Origin of the sequence: Pantoea sp. GL120224-02, from assembly GCF_900215395.1 — a bacterium.
GTDB classification, from domain to species: domain Bacteria; phylum Pseudomonadota; class Gammaproteobacteria; order Enterobacterales; family Enterobacteriaceae; genus Pantoea; species Pantoea communis.
Genome location: NZ_OBEC01000004.1, coordinates 279,194 through 296,603 on the forward strand (window position 1 = coordinate 279,194; position 17,410 = coordinate 296,603).

The 17,410-nt window shown below is 49.7% G+C and carries 17 protein-coding genes and 1 tRNA gene; 10 read left to right on the plus strand and 8 right to left on the minus strand.

The window, feature by feature from the left end; genetic code table 11:
- Position 1 precedes the first annotated feature (1 nt).
- From CRO33_RS10360 to CRO33_RS10375, 4 genes are all read right to left on the minus strand, one after another.
- Positions 2-568, minus strand: coding sequence for a peroxidase-related enzyme (locus CRO33_RS10360; RefSeq protein WP_045814738.1), 567 nt, complete (start codon positions 566-568; stop codon positions 2-4).
- Positions 565-1,047, minus strand: a complete 483-nt coding sequence (locus tag CRO33_RS10365; RefSeq protein ID WP_097118093.1) for a CMD domain-containing protein — start codon at positions 1,045-1,047, stop codon at positions 565-567. Before CRO33_RS10365 ends, CRO33_RS10360 begins: the two co-directional genes overlap by 4 nt.
- Positions 1,044-2,498 (minus strand): NAD(P)-binding domain-containing protein, encoded by a 1,455-nt coding sequence (locus CRO33_RS10370; RefSeq protein ID WP_097118094.1) that lies wholly within the window; start codon positions 2,496-2,498, stop codon positions 1,044-1,046. The genes CRO33_RS10365 and CRO33_RS10370 overlap by 4 nt, the downstream gene beginning before the upstream one ends.
- 412 nt (positions 2,499-2,910) lie before the next feature.
- Entirely contained in the window at positions 2,911-3,873 is a 963-nt protein-coding gene (locus CRO33_RS10375; RefSeq protein WP_097118095.1) for a LysR family transcriptional regulator, read from the minus strand.
- 430 nt (positions 3,874-4,303) lie between these two features.
- Here CRO33_RS10375 and CRO33_RS24405 point away from each other — a divergent pair, with 430 nt between their 5' ends.
- The 10 genes from CRO33_RS24405 to CRO33_RS10420 all read left to right on the plus strand — a co-directional run bounded on the left by CRO33_RS24405 (position 4,304) and on the right by CRO33_RS10420 (position 15,814).
- Entirely contained in the window at positions 4,304-5,077 is a 774-nt protein-coding gene (locus CRO33_RS24405; protein WP_141399011.1) for an MrpH family fimbial adhesin, read from the plus strand.
- Positions 5,078-5,230: 153 nt separating this feature from the next.
- Complete coding sequence (locus tag CRO33_RS10380) at positions 5,231-6,625, plus strand: MFS transporter (protein WP_097118096.1); 1,395 nt, start codon at positions 5,231-5,233, stop codon at positions 6,623-6,625.
- A 534-nt stretch (positions 6,626-7,159) separates the two neighbouring features.
- Positions 7,160-7,699, plus strand: a complete 540-nt coding sequence (locus CRO33_RS10385) for a fimbrial protein (RefSeq protein WP_034823335.1) — start codon at positions 7,160-7,162, stop codon at positions 7,697-7,699.
- A 76-nt stretch (positions 7,700-7,775) separates the two neighbouring features.
- Complete coding sequence (locus CRO33_RS10390; protein WP_141399012.1) at positions 7,776-8,324, plus strand: fimbrial protein; 549 nt, start codon at positions 7,776-7,778, stop codon at positions 8,322-8,324.
- Positions 8,325-8,338: 14 nt separating this feature from the next.
- Entirely contained in the window at positions 8,339-10,852 is a 2,514-nt protein-coding gene (locus CRO33_RS10395) for an outer membrane usher protein (RefSeq protein WP_176505752.1), read from the plus strand.
- Between the two features lie 51 nt (positions 10,853-10,903).
- A complete protein-coding gene (locus CRO33_RS10400) occupies positions 10,904-11,674 on the plus strand; it encodes a fimbria/pilus periplasmic chaperone (RefSeq protein WP_097118098.1) in 771 nt (256 codons plus the stop codon).
- 33 nt (positions 11,675-11,707) lie between these two features.
- Positions 11,708-12,307 (plus strand): fimbrial protein, encoded by a 600-nt coding sequence (locus CRO33_RS10405; RefSeq protein ID WP_176505753.1) that lies wholly within the window; start codon positions 11,708-11,710, stop codon positions 12,305-12,307.
- Positions 12,300-12,800: a fimbrial protein gene (locus tag CRO33_RS10410; protein ID WP_097118100.1), complete on the plus strand. Its 501-nt coding sequence runs from the start codon at positions 12,300-12,302 to the stop codon at positions 12,798-12,800. The genes CRO33_RS10405 and CRO33_RS10410 overlap by 8 nt, the downstream gene beginning before the upstream one ends.
- 343 nt (positions 12,801-13,143) lie before the next feature.
- A complete protein-coding gene (locus tag CRO33_RS10415; protein WP_097118101.1) occupies positions 13,144-13,761 on the plus strand; it encodes a glutathione S-transferase family protein in 618 nt (205 codons plus the stop codon).
- 10 nt (positions 13,762-13,771) lie between these two features.
- Positions 13,772-15,814, plus strand: a complete 2,043-nt coding sequence (locus CRO33_RS10420) for an FAD-binding oxidoreductase (RefSeq protein ID WP_097118102.1) — start codon at positions 13,772-13,774, stop codon at positions 15,812-15,814.
- A 62-nt stretch (positions 15,815-15,876) separates the two neighbouring features.
- Here CRO33_RS10420 and ymcF read toward each other — a convergent pair whose 3' ends face one another.
- The 4 genes from ymcF to CRO33_RS10435 form a co-directional block, all read right to left on the minus strand.
- Entirely contained in the window at positions 15,877-16,095 is a 219-nt protein-coding gene (gene ymcF, locus CRO33_RS24785; protein ID WP_441339537.1) for a cold shock small protein YmcF, read from the minus strand.
- Complete coding sequence (cspE, locus tag CRO33_RS10425) at positions 16,031-16,243, minus strand: transcription antiterminator/RNA stability regulator CspE (protein WP_097118187.1); 213 nt, start codon at positions 16,241-16,243, stop codon at positions 16,031-16,033. The genes ymcF and cspE overlap by 65 nt, the downstream gene beginning before the upstream one ends.
- 360 nt (positions 16,244-16,603) lie before the next feature.
- Entirely contained in the window at positions 16,604-16,771 is a 168-nt protein-coding gene (locus tag CRO33_RS10430) for a YhfL family protein (RefSeq protein WP_071845640.1), read from the minus strand.
- Between the two features lie 512 nt (positions 16,772-17,283).
- Positions 17,284-17,359, minus strand: a tRNA-Phe gene (locus tag CRO33_RS10435).
- Between the last annotated feature and the right edge of the window lie 51 nt (positions 17,360-17,410).

The following is a 17,410-nucleotide window of genomic DNA, read 5'->3' on the forward strand; positions in this document are numbered from 1 at the left end:
CTTATTTGTTCAGGTCAGCATGGCCGAGCACATGCATCAGACGGTTGGCCCAGCCGAAAATGGCGATGGCGTGGATCAGATCGATAATCTCCTGATCGTTCATGCCGACGGCACGCAGTGCCGCCACATCTTCCGGCGTGGCCTCAGAAGGCGTAACCGATAAACGGCGGGCAAAGCGGTAGATCGCCGCATCGCGTTCACCTAATACATCCGCTCTATCAAAATAGATGGCACTGACCACGGCGTCACTGTCGGCCAGCTGCGCATGACGCCGCGCGTGCACTACCGCACAGTAGCGGCAACCGTTGACGATCGAAGCACCTAATGCGCCCAGCTCACGATCCGCACGATCGAGGCCACCTTCGACATACATAATGGCGTTGAACAGCCCGGTACGTGCGGTGTAGCTCTCGGGATCGTGCACCAGCGTGCGCACGTATTCTGAGATCTTCTTGTTGGACGGCGTGACTTTCATCGCATCTAGCTGCGCCGGTGTCGCCTGTTCAACATCCACTGGCGTGATATACGGATGCCAGTGCAGCGGCTTGAGATTTACCGACGGAATCATGCGGACCTCATCAAACGTAAGCCAGCCGCCACGCGCGTCTGGAAGTTAACAAAGGCGATCAGCTCAGAGAGCGCAACAATTTGCGGGTTGCTCAAACCGGCCTGCTCCAGCAAGCGAATATGCTGTTCGGTAGCCTGAATGGGCTGCTGCGTCACCATGTCAGCATGGCGCGCAATCGTGGCCAGTGGTTCTTCCGACACAGCACAACCCGAGGCCAGCGCCAGCAAGGCTTCAGACGGATTTAACGCCGCCAGCTGCGCCTGGTAATCACGTTGCAGCGGCGCATCGTAGTTCAACACCGCCATACGCTGCGCCAGTGCCAGACGCAGATCCGCAGGTAAACCCTGATCCTCTTCCGGCGCGAGTACTGACACACGGCACGCTTCCGCGCCCTCAACAAATTCGGGACGCAGGCGGCGCGTCTGATACAACGCCTCTTCTGGTGTTAATCCGGCTGCTTGATCAATAGCGTCGCTCACAACGCGTTCTCCTGTTTTAGTAACGGGGTTGAATCCACCCATTCATCGCCCTGTAATTCAGGGGTGTCAAAAGCTTGTAAGTTGGCGTAGTGCTGCTCGACGTCCTCGGCAAACAGCGAGGCGGTAATACCGCGCACCAGGCGATCGGCACCGGCGCTTACCGCAGGAATGTCGCCGGAGACTTTGCCGTGCGTCAGCATGGCGGCATCGTTGAAGCAGTGGATGTGTGCCAGCATCGGGCAGGCATCAGGCGTCAGTTCGCGGAACTCGAATGAAGGGCCGAGATCCGGCGCTTCCAGCAGGCTGTGGCGCGGATTGCCCATCTCAGGTTGATAGCGACCGTCAGACCAGCTGCGAATATGCGGCGCAATGGCAGCAAACTCCGGGCGGCCGTGGAAATCGTTGGTGAAGCCGGTGGCGGCGATCAAAAAGTCGTAGTGCAGTGCGCCCTGGGTGGTTTCAATCAGCAGGCCGTTTTCTTCCTGTTTAACGGCGTTAATGCCGCAATCGAGGAAGAAGCGCGCGTTCTCATGACGGGATACGCGCAGGGTGGAAGAGCGCGGCGGTGGCGTTTGCGTCGCGGCGGTGTAATCGACAAATTTCCATTTCCACACATCCGGCAACTGATGCATGCCGTGCACCACGCCCTGGCTGCCAATGCCGGTCATCTTGTTGATGCGTGGCATTTCTTTGCGGCGAATCAGCAGATCGACGGCAGCAGCGCCCTGTTCCAGCGCGGTGGCCGCGTTATCCATCGACGAGGCGCCTGCACCAATCACCGCAATGCGCTTGCCTTTTAAGGCCGTGAAATCGATGTCATCAGCGGAGTGTGCCCAGAACTGGCGATCAATGCCCCGCAGGAAATCCGGCACGGCGAAGCCACCGAGGCCTGAACGTCCGGTGGCGAGCACCAAACGGCGCGTGTAAACACGCTCGGTTTCAGCACCCTCCAGATCCAGCGCAATCAAATCCCCGGCCTGTGCAATGCTGGTGACGCGCACGTTGTTGTGCACCGGCAGATTTAGCACTTTGCGATACCAAATCAGGTAATCCATCCACTGCGCTTTAGGGATTTTGTCCAGCTCCTGCCACGCCTCCTTGCCCCACTGCGCCGTGAACCAGGCGCGGAAGGTCAGTTGCGCGAGGCCGAGAGCCGGGCCGTGCAGCGTTTTTGGTGAGCGCAGGGTTTCCATACGCGCAAAAGTGATCCACGGCCCCTCCAGCCCAGCGGGTGCGGCGTCATAAGCCACCACATTGCTGATGCCGGTGAACTGTAATTTGGCGAGTGCCGCCAAACCGCACATACCCGCACCAATCACCACTACATCACGGACCGGTGCACTCTGAAAGGTGCGTTCCGGTACCCATGATTTGGCGGGCAGTTCCAGAAATTCCAGATCCTGCTGAAGCTGAGCTTCTAATGCAGCAAGACCTTTGGCGGCATACGTCATAGAGAGATTTCCCCGGTGTCAGCGATCGCGTTGAGAGCGAGCGAAAACGGTTAAAACGCGCCGATGACCCTGCCTTTTTAATTATCTATATAACGCATAATAGGCAGCCAACAATCATCAATACGCATAATAAAAACTAAGTTTTCGCATAATCCTCTTGCCCTAAATGTGAGTCAAGATTTTCGCTCAGGATTTGACCAATGGATTTCTTATATCTTATGCCGAAAAAGTTATAAGCGTTGAAAATGAAGGGATTCATCGCGCCTGATAAGTCAGGAAGCCGCGGTACTTTATCCTGCCGCTGTAGTGTAATAGGGCTATTGCGTGCCTAATGCATTCGGTTCAGATGCGTAGCGATGCGCTTCATCTCTAATTGAAGCGCTAATGCAGTTGGATGAACTCAATTGCCCCGCTATGACTCCTGGTTTATCACTCGCATGATGCGCGGATGTTCACTGGCAGGCAGACGTTCAAACCCTGGCAGCAGCTGAGTAGCGGCGTCTGCCAGCGCTTCCACCAGTGCCTGGGCGGCGCTGGAAATCTGCCGGCCTTGCGGCGTGATCACGCCAAAGAAGTAAGGGATGTCTTCCTGAATCGGACGAATCGCCACACCGGCCAGCGGCATGCCCCAGCCGGTGACCGGTTCGAGGATCGCCACGCCCAATCCGGCACGCACGCAGCCCAGAATATTTGCCGATGAGTTGGTTTCAATAGTTTCCAGCAGCGGCGCTTTGACTTTCTTCAGCGCCTTTTCGTAACGACTACGCAGGCGTTGCGGACTCCACGGTGCAATCAAACGGCGGCCAGCAAGCTGGCTCAGCGAAAGCGCACTGTGTGCCGCCAGTTCATCCTCTTCCGGTAGCGCAATTACGCACTGTGATTGCCCAATCCAGTGCAACTCCACCGCATGATGCTCCAGCGGCAAGCTGCACAAACCGATGTCTGCTTCAGCGGTAATCACCGCATGTGCCGTCTGTACGGCGGACTCACTGATGATTTGCACTTTGTTCTGTAAATTGAGTGCGGCCAGTGCCTGCGGCAATAACCCGGCGGCCAGCGCGGGCGTGGCGGCAATACTGAGTGGGCGATGCTGCTGATGGGCGATCTCTTGTGCACGGAGTCGGATCTGTTGCAGCGACAGCAGTGCTTTCTGCACATACTGATGCAGCTGCAGTGCTTCTTCCGAGGGGTGAATACGCGGGCCGTTGCGGATAAACAGCGGATAACCCAGCGACTGCTCCAGCTCCTGAATCAGGCGGGAAACGGCGGGCTGCGAGCGGTTTAGTGCTTTGGCGGCCGCCGTCACGCTGCCGGCTGAAATTACCGCCGAGAAGGCTTCCAGCTGACGCAGATCGAGGTCGTTTAATGGAGTCATCGCGTGGTTACTTCCCTAAGTCATTGATCGTTCCCGACAATCACGCGGGAAAAAATCCATCATAGAGAGAGTTACGCGAATTAGCCACTCAATGAATACTGCCAACGATGCCCATTAAAAATGAGTGAGGCCAAGGTGTCGAATGAGAAGTATATGCAATGTCTTTACGAGTAATCACAATTTTAGCACAGCCTATTGGAGTCGGAGTTTAGCAAGCAGTGGATTAACAAGCTGTAGGGCATACATTACATAAATAGCGGGTGATAATGACATATACAATCTCATCCACTGACATATTTAAAATACAATAAAAAATACAATCAAAAAGTCATTACAGATTCAACTACTCGTTATTACTCCAGTGAAATAACAAGTTTGCACATTTTTTAGTTTCAATTTCTCCTGACTTACCTTAACCACCAGGAATAATATGAAAGTCTCATATGTATTCATTTTGTTATTTCTTTCACTCATTTCTCTAAGTGCGAAGGCAGTGATCAGTATTACTCGCGCTGAAATTCCTGCGGGTTCCTCCAGAATTGAAATAAGCTACAGCGCTTCCGGTGGAAATGCCACTTCACACATTGGATGTGGCGTTAGGTATTGTGGATTCGGCATTTGGGTAGTGAACAGCTCGGGAGCAACTGCAACAACACGCTATGCGCTACATAGTGGCAGCGGCGGAATGCCCGCTACAGATACCTGGTCAAATGCCAACATTACTTTTTTACGCAATTACCCCGCTAGCGCCTCTTTTACCGCAAGTTTACCTTTAGGTTCCCCACCCTATTCGATTTGTGTGGGTGGCGGAACAAATGCTTTAGGCGCTAATTATCGAAACCAACCTGGCACTTCATGCCGCACAGTTTCTCTCCCCCCGGTTCCTACCAGTTGCTCATTCTCTGGATCTCCTAACATCAATCATGGCTCACTGCAGGCTGACAAAGTGAACGGAAAGCAGGATAGCGTTTCTATCAATGTATACTGTAATCGCGCCACCTCAGCCACTATCGGCAGCCTGGGCGGTACCATAAACCTGGGTGGCGGAGTGACTTCAACACTCACTTTTGATGGGCGCAGCTCAGGTTCTATTTATCTGTCCAGCGGCAACTCTACCCATACAGTATCCTCAACATTAAGGGCAACAAATCCCACGCCCGGTGATAAGAGCGGCAGCGGCACCATTGTGATCAACCTACCCTGAGCCGTCAGTAAAGAGACCGCATCTAATCAGCTCCTGTCCTCACGGCCCGGCAATTGCCGGGTTTTTTATCGCTAAACTTGCATAGAAAACGATTGCGCCCGAAACTATTCTCTCCCTAATCCTGATTCACATGGAAGAGAAAGGAATGGCGTTATGACGCAGAATGGCATCCCAGCTAACAGAACCTTGCTGCTCGCACTGCTGGTTGCAGTCACCTTTTTTATGGAAAACCTCGACGCCACCGTCATTACCACTGCTATTCCACAAATGGCGCGCGATTTCGCTGCCAGCCCGGTAGCGCTTAACGTGGGTGTGAGTGCTTATTTACTGGCAGTAGCGGTGGGTATTCCGATGAGTGGCTGGTTAGCGGAACGCTACGGAGCACGCACGGTGTTTGCCTGTGCGATTCTGGTATTTACTGTTGCGTCGATACTGTGTGGACTCAGCGATACCCTGCCAATGTTCACGTTAAGCCGCGTTTTGCAGGGCATTGGTGGCGCGATGATGGTGCCAGTCGGTCGTATGGTAGTGCTCCGTGTGACCGAAAAAAAAGACATGGTGAAAACCATCGCCTTTATTACCTGGCCGGGATTGATTGCCCCGGTGCTCGGTCCACCGCTCGGTGGCTTAATAGTGACTTACGGACATTGGCCGTGGATCTTCTGGCTCAATATCCCACTTGGCATTATCGCCATTATTGCCACCGTTTATCTGGTGCCCCAGTTTAAAGCAGAACAACCGCGTCCGTTTGATGTGCGCGGATTTGTGCTGACCGCTACCGCCTGCACGGCGCTGATTATCTCCCTGGAAGCGCTAGGACAAATGCATCTCAGCCTTGGCATTCCATTGCTGTTACTTGGCGTGTTGTGCAGTGTGCTGGCCTATCGCCACAGCTTCAGCCATCCGCAACCGCTGTTGCCGTTCAGTGCCATGACTATTGATACTTTCCGAAATGCCGTTGTCGGGGGATCACTGTTCCGCGCATCCATTAATGCCGTCCCTTTTCTGTTGCCATTGCTGTTTCAGCTTGGATTTGGCTGGAGCGCCGCGCAGGCAGGCGCCATGGTGCTGTGGGTATTTGCCGGCAATCTGGCAATGAAACCCGCGACCACCTGGCTGATGAAACGCTTTGGCTTCCGGCGGGTATTGATGGTTAACGGCGTCATCAGCTTGGGCGCAATGCTGGGCTGCTTGCTGCTCAGCCCTTCACTTGGGTACTTTGCGATTGCTGGGATTCTGTTTATCGGGGGCTTGTCGCGCTCGCTGCAGTTCAGTTGTTACAACAGCTTAGGGTTTGCCGATGTACCCCAGGCCAAAATGAGTGACGCCTCTGTGGTGTTTAGTATCTTCTTCCAGTTCAGCATGAGCGCCGGCATTGCACTTGCCGCCCTGTTCTTACGCGGAGCCATGCTGTGGCACGAACATGCAACCATTAAGCAGAATGACATTCATATCGCTTTCGCGGGTGTAGCTTTGCTGGTGCTGGTGTCCTTGTTTGATGTCTGGCGGCTGGAGAAAAATGCCGGAGCACAGGTGCTGAGTCGTTAACAATAAAACTGCCTGCGCGGATAATGCGTGGGCGGCTTTATTCATGGCTAGCTCATCAGGAGAATCATGGCTTATTAATAAGTATCATTAACTGTTCTCGTAATATTTCCGACGCTGCTCACATTAAACGCTATCTTGCGATGTTATAGTTTTCAGCAATTGGATCGATAGGTTATTCAGATTAAAATATCGACATCCTGCTTCCTCTATCCTTTTATCACTTCATTTGTAATACATCCCTGACAAATAGCCCATTCACTCACTACATCATCAGAAAATAAATCTTATTTTCATCAGATTGATCGCTATTCATAATACCTTCCAACGACGCCAATAAAAAGAATCATAAGGCTGAGCGAAAATGAATCGTGCAGTTTCTAACCTGCATATTCAAGGAGCACCTGATAGCAGTGTGCAAATACTGACACTTCGTCAATATAAAGGCGTAATACATCGCTTACACCTCTGATGAAGCATCAGTGAACACCATGTTTTAAATATAAAAACATCGGCAAACAAAATGGAAGATATTAAATGAAAAAGTGTATTATCGCCCTGTCCGTATTAAGCCTGTTTACTGCTTCCTCTGTCTACGCTGCAGGAAACACAGGTAAAGTGACTTTCACCGGTTCAATTATTGATTCTCCGTGTTCTATTGCTCCAGGATCATTAGATCAAACTGTATCGCTGGGTGCTATTTCTAACGTGCTGCTGGCAGACAGTGGCAACACGGGTAGCTCAACCCCTCAGATTTTTAAAATCGAACTGGAAGATTGTGTTATCGCCACTGCCGGTACGAATGACAAAGTGACTGCACGCTTCACCGGTGCAACCTCTTCCTATGATCCAGAAAGCCTTGCGTTGACCGGCGGTACCGCACGAGGTGCATCAATCCAGATGTTCACCAATGACGGTGAGAAAGTGAAAATTAATACCCCAACTGCCGCCCAGCAAGTATTCAACGGCAGCAATACCCTGACCTTCACCGCCAATGTTAAGGGTGGTGGATCTACTGCAACCATCGTTCCCGGCACATTCCAGGTGCCTGCGAACTTTGTGCTGAGCTACAACTAATCGGCCATTTCTCTCCCCTTAACCTGCGGCGATTTTGTCGCAGGTTTTTTCAACTGGATAAACTGGGAACGAATCTTTGAAGCGTATGATTTCAGGTAGTTTTAAACCCGTGATTCTACTGACCATCATACATATATCGATGCTGGCGAAAGGTGCCTTTGCCGCGGGTGAAAGTATCTCACAAGTGCACATTACTGGGTCCATTGTTGGAGCCGCTTGCAGTATTAGTTTAGGTTCGCCCGACCAGACGATAAATATCGGAAACCATCCCGTTAGCGAAATAATAAAAGTAGGTCGTGGGCCAAACCACTTCTTCTCAATCGCTTTGTTAGGTTGCATGTTGTTTGAAAACGACACACAGCAAGCTGAAATAACCACGATTAAACTCATGTTCGATGGTGAGGAAGATGGGGGGCATTTTAAAGTATCAGGTTCTGCAAACGGCATAGCAATGATGATTAGCGATCACCATGGAAATCTAGCCTTTCCCGGAAAACATCTGAGTCAGAGCAAATTAAACAGTGATATGCAATTTAACTACCGACTAAACCTGATTGGTAACAAGGACGTCATTCGCTCAGGCGACCTACATTTAACACTTCGATTTAGAATAGATTACAATTAAAAAGGGAAACTATTATGCTGATGCGTTTTTTTTGGCATGCATTTGCCATTTCATTAATAAGCATATTAGTATTTTTTTCCTGCATCCTGGGAGCGAGAAGCACGCTCGCTGGCTCAGACATTCAGTTCAATACTGATGTGCTGGATCTTAAAGATCGTAGCAATATCGACATTAGCCAGTTTGCACGTAAGGGATTTATTTTACCTGGTGCATATACTCTCGCAATAAACATCAATTCAATCACGCTGCCAGAACGCGTGGTCAATTTCTATGCCTCTGAAGAAAACGAAAATGAAACCTTAGCCTGTATCACTCAGGAACTCATTCCTCTTCTGGGTTTGAAGGATAAGTTCTCCTCGCAGCTTCAATGGTGGCATCACGGGGAATGCTTAAATCTGAACAGTGTTGCAGGGATGTCAACGCGAGCTGATTTAGGTAAATCAACGTTACTGATCAACATTCCTCAAGCTTTTTTGGAATATAGCAGTTCTTCATGGGATCCCCCCGCACGATGGGAAGAAGGCATAGCGGGTGCGCTGTTTGACTATAACCTCAATTTTCAGACCATTAAGCAAAATGCGGTAGGCAGTAAAAGTCATACAAATTTATCGGGTAATGGCACGACCGGTGCCAATCTGGGTGCCTGGCGCGTACGTGCGGATTGGCAGGGTCGATATGACCATCAATCTGCAGGTGGCGGCGCACAAACTCCGCAGAACTGGGACTGGAATCGGTTTTATGCGTTTAGGGCAATAAAAAGACTGGGTGCCAAATTAACGCTGGGCGAAGACTATCTGAACTCATCGATTTTCGATGGCTTTCGTTTCACGGGTTTAAGTCTGGCGACAGATGACAACATGCTGCCCCCGAACCTCCGCGGCTATGCTCCTGAGATCAGTGGTGTGGCGAAAAGTAACGCCAAAGTCATCATCAGCCAGCAGGGTCGCGTCATTAAAGAGGTGCAAGTAGCGGCAGGCCCGTACCGCATTCAGGACCTTGATAGCGCCGTTTCCGGCAATCTGGATGTTCGCATTGAAGAACAGGATGGCAATATTGAACAATTTCAGGTCAATACAGCGACTATCCCTTACCTGACCCGCCCAGGACAGATTAGATACAAGTCCTCAATAGGCAGACCTTCAAATTTCGCACATCACACTGAAGGGCCACTCTTCGCGACGGGCGAACTTTCATGGGGAATCAGTAATGGTTGGTCCCTGTACACCGGTGGAATGGGCGGTAGTGACTACCATGCCCTGTCTCTTGGCGTCGGCCGGGACTTACTTGCACTGGGCGCAATTTCCACAGATGTCACTGTCTCAAATTTAAAAGACCATAACCGTGACACGCAGAGAGGCAATGCCTGGCGCGCAAGTTATGCCAAACGATTCGAGGATACAGGTAGCCAGGTATCATTCGCTGGCTATCGTTTTTCGGATGATGGTTTTCGTTCGATGGGAGATTACCTCAATGGTTTAAAAGGTAATGTCGATAACGGGCGCAGCAAAGAAATGTATACGGTTTCTTTGAACCAGCAATTTGAATCGCTAAACCTTGCCACTTATCTCAATTACAACCATCAGACGTATTGGAATCAGCAGTCAAATGACCGCTATGATTTCTCATTGTCAAAAAACATGGATTTGATGAAGTTTAAAAATGTCAGCCTGTCATTAACTGCATATCGAAGCGCATTGGGTCAAAACAATGACAAAGGCGTATATATGTCATTATCACTACCTTGGGGGCAATCTGGCACCGCCAGTTACAATAACTCTTACTCAAAAGGTAATAACCTCAATAGCGTGAGTTATTATGATCGTATTGGTGATGCTGATTCCTATCAGATTAGTGCTGGCGTGGCTAACAGTGATGCTGATATCGGAGGTTACTACACGCACAAAGGCAGCCTCGCCCAATTAAACACGTCAGTGAGTTACCGTGAGAGTCAATATCAAGCATTAGGTATGTCACTGCAAGGCGGTGCAACCCTCACTCCAAATGGTGGCGCATTTCACAGTAGCAGCGTTGCGGGTAGAACACGTATGTTAGTTGATACCGATGGCGTTGCAGGTGTGCCTGTTTCCGGCTACGGTCACTCGATCAACACCAACTATTTTGGTAAAGCCGTTATTACGGATATCAATAGTTATTATCGTAATAGTATCCGAATCAACCTCGATAAATTAGCTGATGACATTGAGGTAATGAAATCCGTTTCCCAAGGTACTTTAACTGAAGGTGCTATTGGCTACCGCACGTTCAATGTTACTCATGGTGGAAAAGCCATTGCCACGGTCCGTCTTGAAGATGGTTCAGCACCGCCTTTTGGTGCAAGCGTATTTAATCTAAAAAATCAGGAAACCGGCATTATCAACGATGATGGCAATGTCTATTTGAGCGGTATTCAGCCTGGCGAAGCGATGACGGTGCGCTGGAACAATGCCGATCAGTGCACCATAACGCCTCCACTGAATCTAACCAATGAAATAACCACAAACTTACTGCTTTCTTGCATTAAAGTTTAATCAAGAAATCACTTATAAATATTACATTTAATAATTAAGAGATGAATTCTCATGAAAAAAATAATATTGAAAAAAGCCCTCATTATCACATTAACACTCAATACTGGCGTTCAATCTGCCGTTGCAGCTGTCTCTCTTGACCGAACGCGAGTCATCTATCCGGGTTCAGAAAAATCAGTCAGTTTAACAGTCAGTAATAAAAATGAATCACTGCCTTATCTCGCCCAGGGCTGGCTTGAAAATGATAAAGACGAAAAACTTGAAAATAACAGTCCTTTTATCGTCGTTCCTCCGATTCAACGTATCGAACCGAAAGAAGAAAGCCAGGTCAAAGTTCAGGCTTTAACCTCATCTGAGGCATTTAAAAAACTTCCTAACGATCGTGAATCGCTCTTTTACTTTAATTTAAGAGAGATCCCACCTAAAAGTGACAAACCTAATGTCCTGCAGATTGCATTACAAACACGGATCAAGTTTTTCTATCGTCCGGCAGATTTAGCCGAAGCCGCTGCGGCTCAGCATGCAACGCCTTTTCAGGAAAAAATGACATTAATAAAATCGGGTGACCAATATACAGTTAAAAATCCCACTCCTTATTACATTACCCTGATTGGTGCAAGCGCCAAGAAAGAAGGCAACGTTATTAAAGGTTTTGAATCCATTATGATCCCTCCTTTCAGTCAGGCTCCACTGGGGGGAAGTGCATCATCTTTGGGTAAGAGCCCGGTTTTAGTTTACGTGAATGATTACGGTGGCCAGCCATCGCTGATATTCAGTTGTAAGGGAAACGAATGTCATGTGGATCCGCAACACAATGGATAATTTGGCACAATGAATATGAGAATAAATCCGTTTATGAAGAAATCCACTCAAAAATGCATGGCATTGCACATATGCGTTTCCATCATGGCATTATTATTTTCACCGCTGGCATTAGCAGTGTTTAAAAATGGCACAATTGAGAGCCACTTTGGTGTATTGCGCGTTTATGGGACGTTAACTGAAAGTGCATGCTATCTGGATATGCATTCAGCCGACCAGTCGATTGATTTAGGTAACATTACGACAGCAAACTTCCATAATGTCGGTGACCAGGGCCCATTAATTCCTGTGTCGCTAAAATTACATGATTGTTTACGTAATGCATCAGACCCTCAACGGGAGAGAGATAATGTTGCCTGGAGCGCGCATCAACCGGCTGTGTCGTTTTCTTTCACTGGCGTAGAGGATGCGGCTAATCCACAGCTTTTTCAGGCCCAGGGGGTTAAGGGCATCGGATTACGTTTAAAGGACGCATCATTCAATAATATTATTATTGGCCAACGAGGCAAACCAGTGTTATTGCAACCTGATGATAGTCAGGTCGTTTATTACATTACTGCGGAACGTACCCGAGGAGAATTAAGTGCCGGGAATTATTCTGCCAATATAAACTTCAGGTTAAGCTATGAATAGTCAGGTCTCTCCATTTGCATACACTTGTGCTGCCATATGCTTAATGAGCCTGGCTCCGACTAAGTCTGCATATGCTTTTTCTGTGGGAGCCACCGTTAAAGTTAAAGTCCTCGCGCCGCCCTGTGATCTCAACAAAGGAAACGACATTGCTGTCGATTTTGGTAAAGGTATTCTCGCTTCGACGATTAACGGGAAAAATTACGAAAGAACGCTATCGTACACGCTTGAATGCCCTGCAACGGTATCAAAACTGCTAAAAATGCAGTTTTCAGGCACGGGAGCTGCGTTTAACTCAACCCTATTGAGTACCAGCAAGAATAACCTGGGAATTGAGATTAAATATGACGGCGTTAAGGTGCCCGTTAACGACTGGTTCAACTTTACCTATCCTGACCAGCCTGTTTTAACAGCTGTCTTAGTAAGAAACAGTACGGGTGGGATTAGCCTGGGATCATTCTCTGCGACAGCAATGCTGACGGTTGAATATCAGTAGATGGTACATGTGTATGGTTAATGAAGTTTTTTAATCTTTTCAATTTCATTGAAAAATATCCAGAGGAATGGCTATAAATGTAATTAAGTTTCCGTGTGAAGGCATCGCATTCCGAAAAACTGCTTAGCAGCAAAGCTTTGCAAGCCTATTGCACGCGATGCCGTCAGATGGATTAATAATGGCAAATACCAGTTAATTTCAAAGCAGCATCAACACCGCCCACCATTCTTCCATTTTCCGCAATAATGACTTCGCAAACCCGGCTATTCTGCCGCGCCACAGGCTGTGCCAACCTTTAGACAGGGTTCGGGATCATCCCGGCCACCACTAAAGGACACTGATGATGAAACTCTACCACTTCCCGCTTTCTGGTCATGCGCACCGTGCACGTCTGTTCCTGTCCCTGCTCGACCTGCCACACGAGGTGATTGATGTTGATCTCGCTAACGGTGAACACAAATCCCCGGCGTTTCTCGCCATCAACCCATTCGGCCAGGTGCCGGTGCTGGAAGATGACGGCGTGTATATCTCCGACTCCAACGCCATTCTGGTTTATCTGGCGAAAAAATCAGGCCGCAGTGAGTGGCTGCCCGAAGATGCGCTGGGCGCGGCGCAGGTACAGCGCTGGTTATCGGTGGCGGCAGGCGAACTGGCTTATGGCCCTTGTGCGGCACGCTTGATTACCGTTTTTGGCCGCCCGTTCAACCCTGACGAAGTGATCGCCCGTGCGCACACCATTTTGGCGCTGATGGATCAACATCTGACAGGACGTGAATGGCTGGTCGGCGATCGCCCAACCATCGCGGACATCGCTCAGTACAGCTACCTGATCGGCGCGCCGGAAGGCAATGTGGATCTCTCTGGCTATCCGGCGATCAATGCGCTGTTACGCCGTATTGAAGCGTTGCCGGGCTTTGTTCCCTTCCCGCAAACCGCTGCCGGTCTGCGCAGCATCGCGTGAGTTAACTATCATGGGCGAGAAACTTCCGGTATGGCATGCAGGTGAAATAGCCCTGCAGCAGCAAGCGGGCGTGGCCGAACGCATGGCGGAGGTCGGTCAGCGTGTGATTCGCGATTATATGCCCGACCAGCACCGCGACTTCTACGCGCAACTGCCGTTTATCGTGGTAGGCAGCGTGGACCCGCGAGGCGATGCCTGGGTTACGCTGCTGGAAGGCCAGCCCGGTTTTATTTTCTCGCCCAATGCCAGCACGCTGGATATTGCCGCCCAGCCGGATCCCCGCGATCCGGCTGCTGCCGGGTTCACTGATGGCGCTCCGGTTGGCCTGCTCGGCATTGAGTTGCACACCCGTCGCCGTAACCGCATGAATGGCATGTTGAGCGCCATTGGCGGTGGCTTTCGGGTACAGGTGGAGCAGAGTTTCGGCAACTGTCCGCGCTATATTCAGCTGCGCGATTTCCGCTTTGCTCGTTCGCCCAATGAGCCGGCTACCGGTGAGGTTGAGGAGCTGAGCAAGCTCGATGAGGCAGCCCGCACCACCATCGCCACCGCCGATACGTTTTACGTTGCGACTTATGCCGAGCATCAGGTTGATGCCTCGCATCGCGGCGGCAAACCCGGCTTTGTTAGAGTCGATGAAGATGGCCTGCTGACCATTCCCGATTTTAACGGCAACCTCTTCTTCTCCACGCTCGGCAACATCCACCAGAACGGGAAAGGCGGTCTGCTGTTTGTCGATTACCACAGCGGCGATACGCTGCAAATGACCGGCGATGCCAGCGTAATCCTCGACTCGCCGGAGATCGCTGCATTCCAGGGCGCCGAACGGTTGTGGACATTCCTTCCGCGCCGCATCATGCGACGTCATGCCGCTCTCGCCTTGCGCTGGGAAAAGGAAGCAGGCGGTATCTCACCGGCGTCAGAAATGACGGGTGACTGGCAATCGGCTGCCGAACGCCTGCGCGCTAACGAACTGGCACGACGCTGGCGGCCGTTTAGGGTGACGAAGATTGTGGATGAGAGCGCGTCGATTCGCTCGTTTCATCTGATGCCGGATGATGGCGCCGGTTTGCTGCCACATCAGGCAGGACAACACCTGCCGATTCGCGTGCAGTTGCCCGGTACAGACAAACCGCTGATTCGTCACTACACCCTGTCGGTTGCGCCGTCGGACGGTTTTTACCGCATCAGCGTCAAGCGCGATGGTGTGGTCTCGCGCTATCTGCACGATCATCTACAGGTTGGCGACAGTCTTGAAACGCGAGCGCCAGCCGGTGATTTCACTATCAATGCGCAAGAGACACGCCCAGCGGTTTTAATTGCGGCGGGCGTCGGCATCACCCCGATGCTGGCGATGCTGCGCCATCTGGTTTATGAAGGACGCAGCAAACAGCGCATGCGCCCCACTTACTTTATCCAGTCCGCGCGCAACAAAGCGGAACGCCCTTTTGTCCGTGAACTGGATGCGTTGCTGGCGGCCTCACAGGGCGCATTCAAACTGGTGCGCGTGTTGAGCCAGCCAGAGGAGGCAGAATCAGGATTCGATTACGATGTCGTAGGACGCATCGATATGGCGCTGCTTTCACAGGTGCTGCCCTTTAACGACTACGACTTTTACCTGTGTGGCCCGCCGCAGTTTACTCAGGCGTTATATGACGGGCTGCGCAGCTACAATATCGCGGATAGCCGTATTCACGCCGAAGCCTTTGGCCCGTCCTCGCTGCAGCGCCGCATGGATGCGCAGCAAACAGAACAAACCTTACTTCCGATTTCGACGCAATCCATACTCGTGATGTTCATGAACTCAGCCAAAGAGGCGCGCTGGACGCCGAATAGCGGATCGCTGCTGGAACTGGCCGAAGCACGCGGTCTTAGCCCGGAGTACAGCTGTCGTGAAGGACATTGCGGATCGTGCAAAACGCGGATTCTAAAGGGAGCGGTAACCTACCCAACTGCGCCGAGTGCCAGTGTGGCAGAGGGGGAAGTATTAATCTGCTGCGCGCAGCCGGCACAGCAGAATGGCGATATCGAGCCGATTCAGCTCGAGTTATAACGCGGGATTGTCGTTCAGATACAGCGTGAGGACGTTACACGAAAAGGAGTGCAAACCTGCGTTTATGCAGCAATATTTTTAAGCTCAATCATCGAGGACTTGCAGAAAATGCAGGTCGCACCGTGAGGATTTTTTTGGCTGACATCAAATACTGACTTACGGTATTGAGAGCCCTGACACTGAGGACATCTCATAAAATAGGTGAACAAATTAATATTAGAGACCTGTAACATTGATTGCTGAAGGGCCTTTCGGTCCATCTTGTACGGAGAATTCAACATGCTGACCCTCTTCAAGGGAGCGGAAATCACTACCGGTGATAGCAGAGAAATGTACGAAGACATCTTTGCCGCCATTTTCAGGGGTAATAAAACCGAAACCTTTTTCAGAATTAAACCACTTTACAGTACCGAGAATTTTATTAGACATAATTAATACCTTTTCTTTTTTTGCCGTGAGGCTGAGTAAACTGAATCGCAGAGAAAAATCAGGACTGAGATAAAACTCAAAGAGAAAGGGCTTGTTTTCGGCACTGACGTAGATGAGAGATAAACTGTGAACTAACTTTGAAACTGTCTGCATATCAGACTGAAGTTCATTTACGCATGTCTAATGCAACATTGCAAGATAAAAGAACAATAAATTTTCCATCCTTATGATTAATACTCTTAAAATAAAATAAACCCCTTCTAAAACAACATGATATTTGTTTTTCTTTCAGATTTTTCAGGGTTTTAAAGGTGTTGCGGCCAGTTAACTGGCATAACTGGCCGCTGATCATCATGCAGACTATTTATCTACTGGCCCACAACCGCCAATAATTTTCGAGATAGAAACAGCCGGATGAAGCAGATAATCGTAATCACAGTTCTTTTCTTTGTTGTACACGCTTCCAGTACACCCAGACAGCAGAGTCACTACCGCAGCGGCAATTGAAAACTTAATGAGCTTATTCATAATAACGCGTCCATTTGTTAAAAGTGTTTTTAACTGATTAATTTCATCTCGTGAGTATTAACAGGAATTAATAAAACCTTTAATAATCATTAGAGTGTGAAGTTAAGAGCTCAAGGCTCTTAAGCCGGAAATTATCGATTAATCCCACTATCAAACACAATATTCATAATCCCTTTTCAATGGACACATTATCTGAAAAATTTGTAGTCAAAACCTGACAATAATAAAAGCGTCAGATATGCCTTAAAATAATACGCCTGATATAGACTAAACACCTAACTCATCCATATTAACAATGGATCGATCATAGGGTTATCACGTCGATTAGAACTTGGTCATTTTTATATGAATACAGGATAAAGAGTGGTGATACAGGGAAGTCTTACCTTAAACAATGCTGATGACGTGGCTATCAGTTTTTTAGAGCACGAGCATGATGTGAAGTGGAGCTAACGATTTCACCACCCCACAATAGCAAAAACCCAGCCATAAAGGCTGGGTTTTCAGAATGTTGGTGCCCGGACGCGGAATCGAACCACGGACACGGGGATTTTCAATCCCCTGCTCTACCGACTGAGCTATCCGGGCAACGGGGCGCATTAAACCCTACTCAGGCCGCACCGTCAAACGCTTTTCAGC

What these genes read in the sequence shown, in the direction of transcription:
- CRO33_RS10360 (WP_045814738.1), bottom strand. Translation starts at nt 568, where the DNA reads ATGATTCCGTCGGTAAATCTCAAGCCGCTGCACTGGCATCCGTATATC.
- CRO33_RS10370 (WP_097118094.1), bottom strand. Translation starts at nt 2,498, where the DNA reads ATGACGTATGCCGCCAAAGGTCTTGCTGCATTAGAAGCTCAGCTTCAG.
- CRO33_RS10375 (WP_097118095.1), bottom strand. Translation starts at nt 3,873, where the DNA reads ATGACTCCATTAAACGACCTCGATCTGCGTCAGCTGGAAGCCTTCTCG.
- CRO33_RS24405 (WP_141399011.1), top strand. Translation starts at nt 4,304, where the DNA reads ATGAAAGTCTCATATGTATTCATTTTGTTATTTCTTTCACTCATTTCT.
- CRO33_RS10380 (WP_097118096.1), top strand. Translation starts at nt 5,231, where the DNA reads ATGACGCAGAATGGCATCCCAGCTAACAGAACCTTGCTGCTCGCACTG.
- CRO33_RS10385 (WP_034823335.1), top strand. Translation starts at nt 7,160, where the DNA reads ATGAAAAAGTGTATTATCGCCCTGTCCGTATTAAGCCTGTTTACTGCT.
- CRO33_RS10395 (WP_176505752.1), top strand. Translation starts at nt 8,339, where the DNA reads ATGCTGATGCGTTTTTTTTGGCATGCATTTGCCATTTCATTAATAAGC.
- CRO33_RS10400 (WP_097118098.1), top strand. Translation starts at nt 10,904, where the DNA reads ATGAAAAAAATAATATTGAAAAAAGCCCTCATTATCACATTAACACTC.
- CRO33_RS10405 (WP_176505753.1), top strand. Translation starts at nt 11,708, where the DNA reads ATGAAGAAATCCACTCAAAAATGCATGGCATTGCACATATGCGTTTCC.
- CRO33_RS10410 (WP_097118100.1), top strand. Translation starts at nt 12,300, where the DNA reads ATGAATAGTCAGGTCTCTCCATTTGCATACACTTGTGCTGCCATATGC.
- CRO33_RS10415 (WP_097118101.1), top strand. Translation starts at nt 13,144, where the DNA reads ATGAAACTCTACCACTTCCCGCTTTCTGGTCATGCGCACCGTGCACGT.
- CRO33_RS10420 (WP_097118102.1), top strand. Translation starts at nt 13,772, where the DNA reads ATGGGCGAGAAACTTCCGGTATGGCATGCAGGTGAAATAGCCCTGCAG.
- ymcF (WP_441339537.1), bottom strand. Translation starts at nt 16,095, where the DNA reads ATGTTGAATTCTCCGTACAAGATGGACCGAAAGGCCCTTCAGCAATCA.
- cspE (WP_097118187.1), bottom strand. Translation starts at nt 16,243, where the DNA reads ATGTCTAATAAAATTCTCGGTACTGTAAAGTGGTTTAATTCTGAAAAA.
- CRO33_RS10430 (WP_071845640.1), bottom strand. Translation starts at nt 16,771, where the DNA reads ATGAATAAGCTCATTAAGTTTTCAATTGCCGCTGCGGTAGTGACTCTG.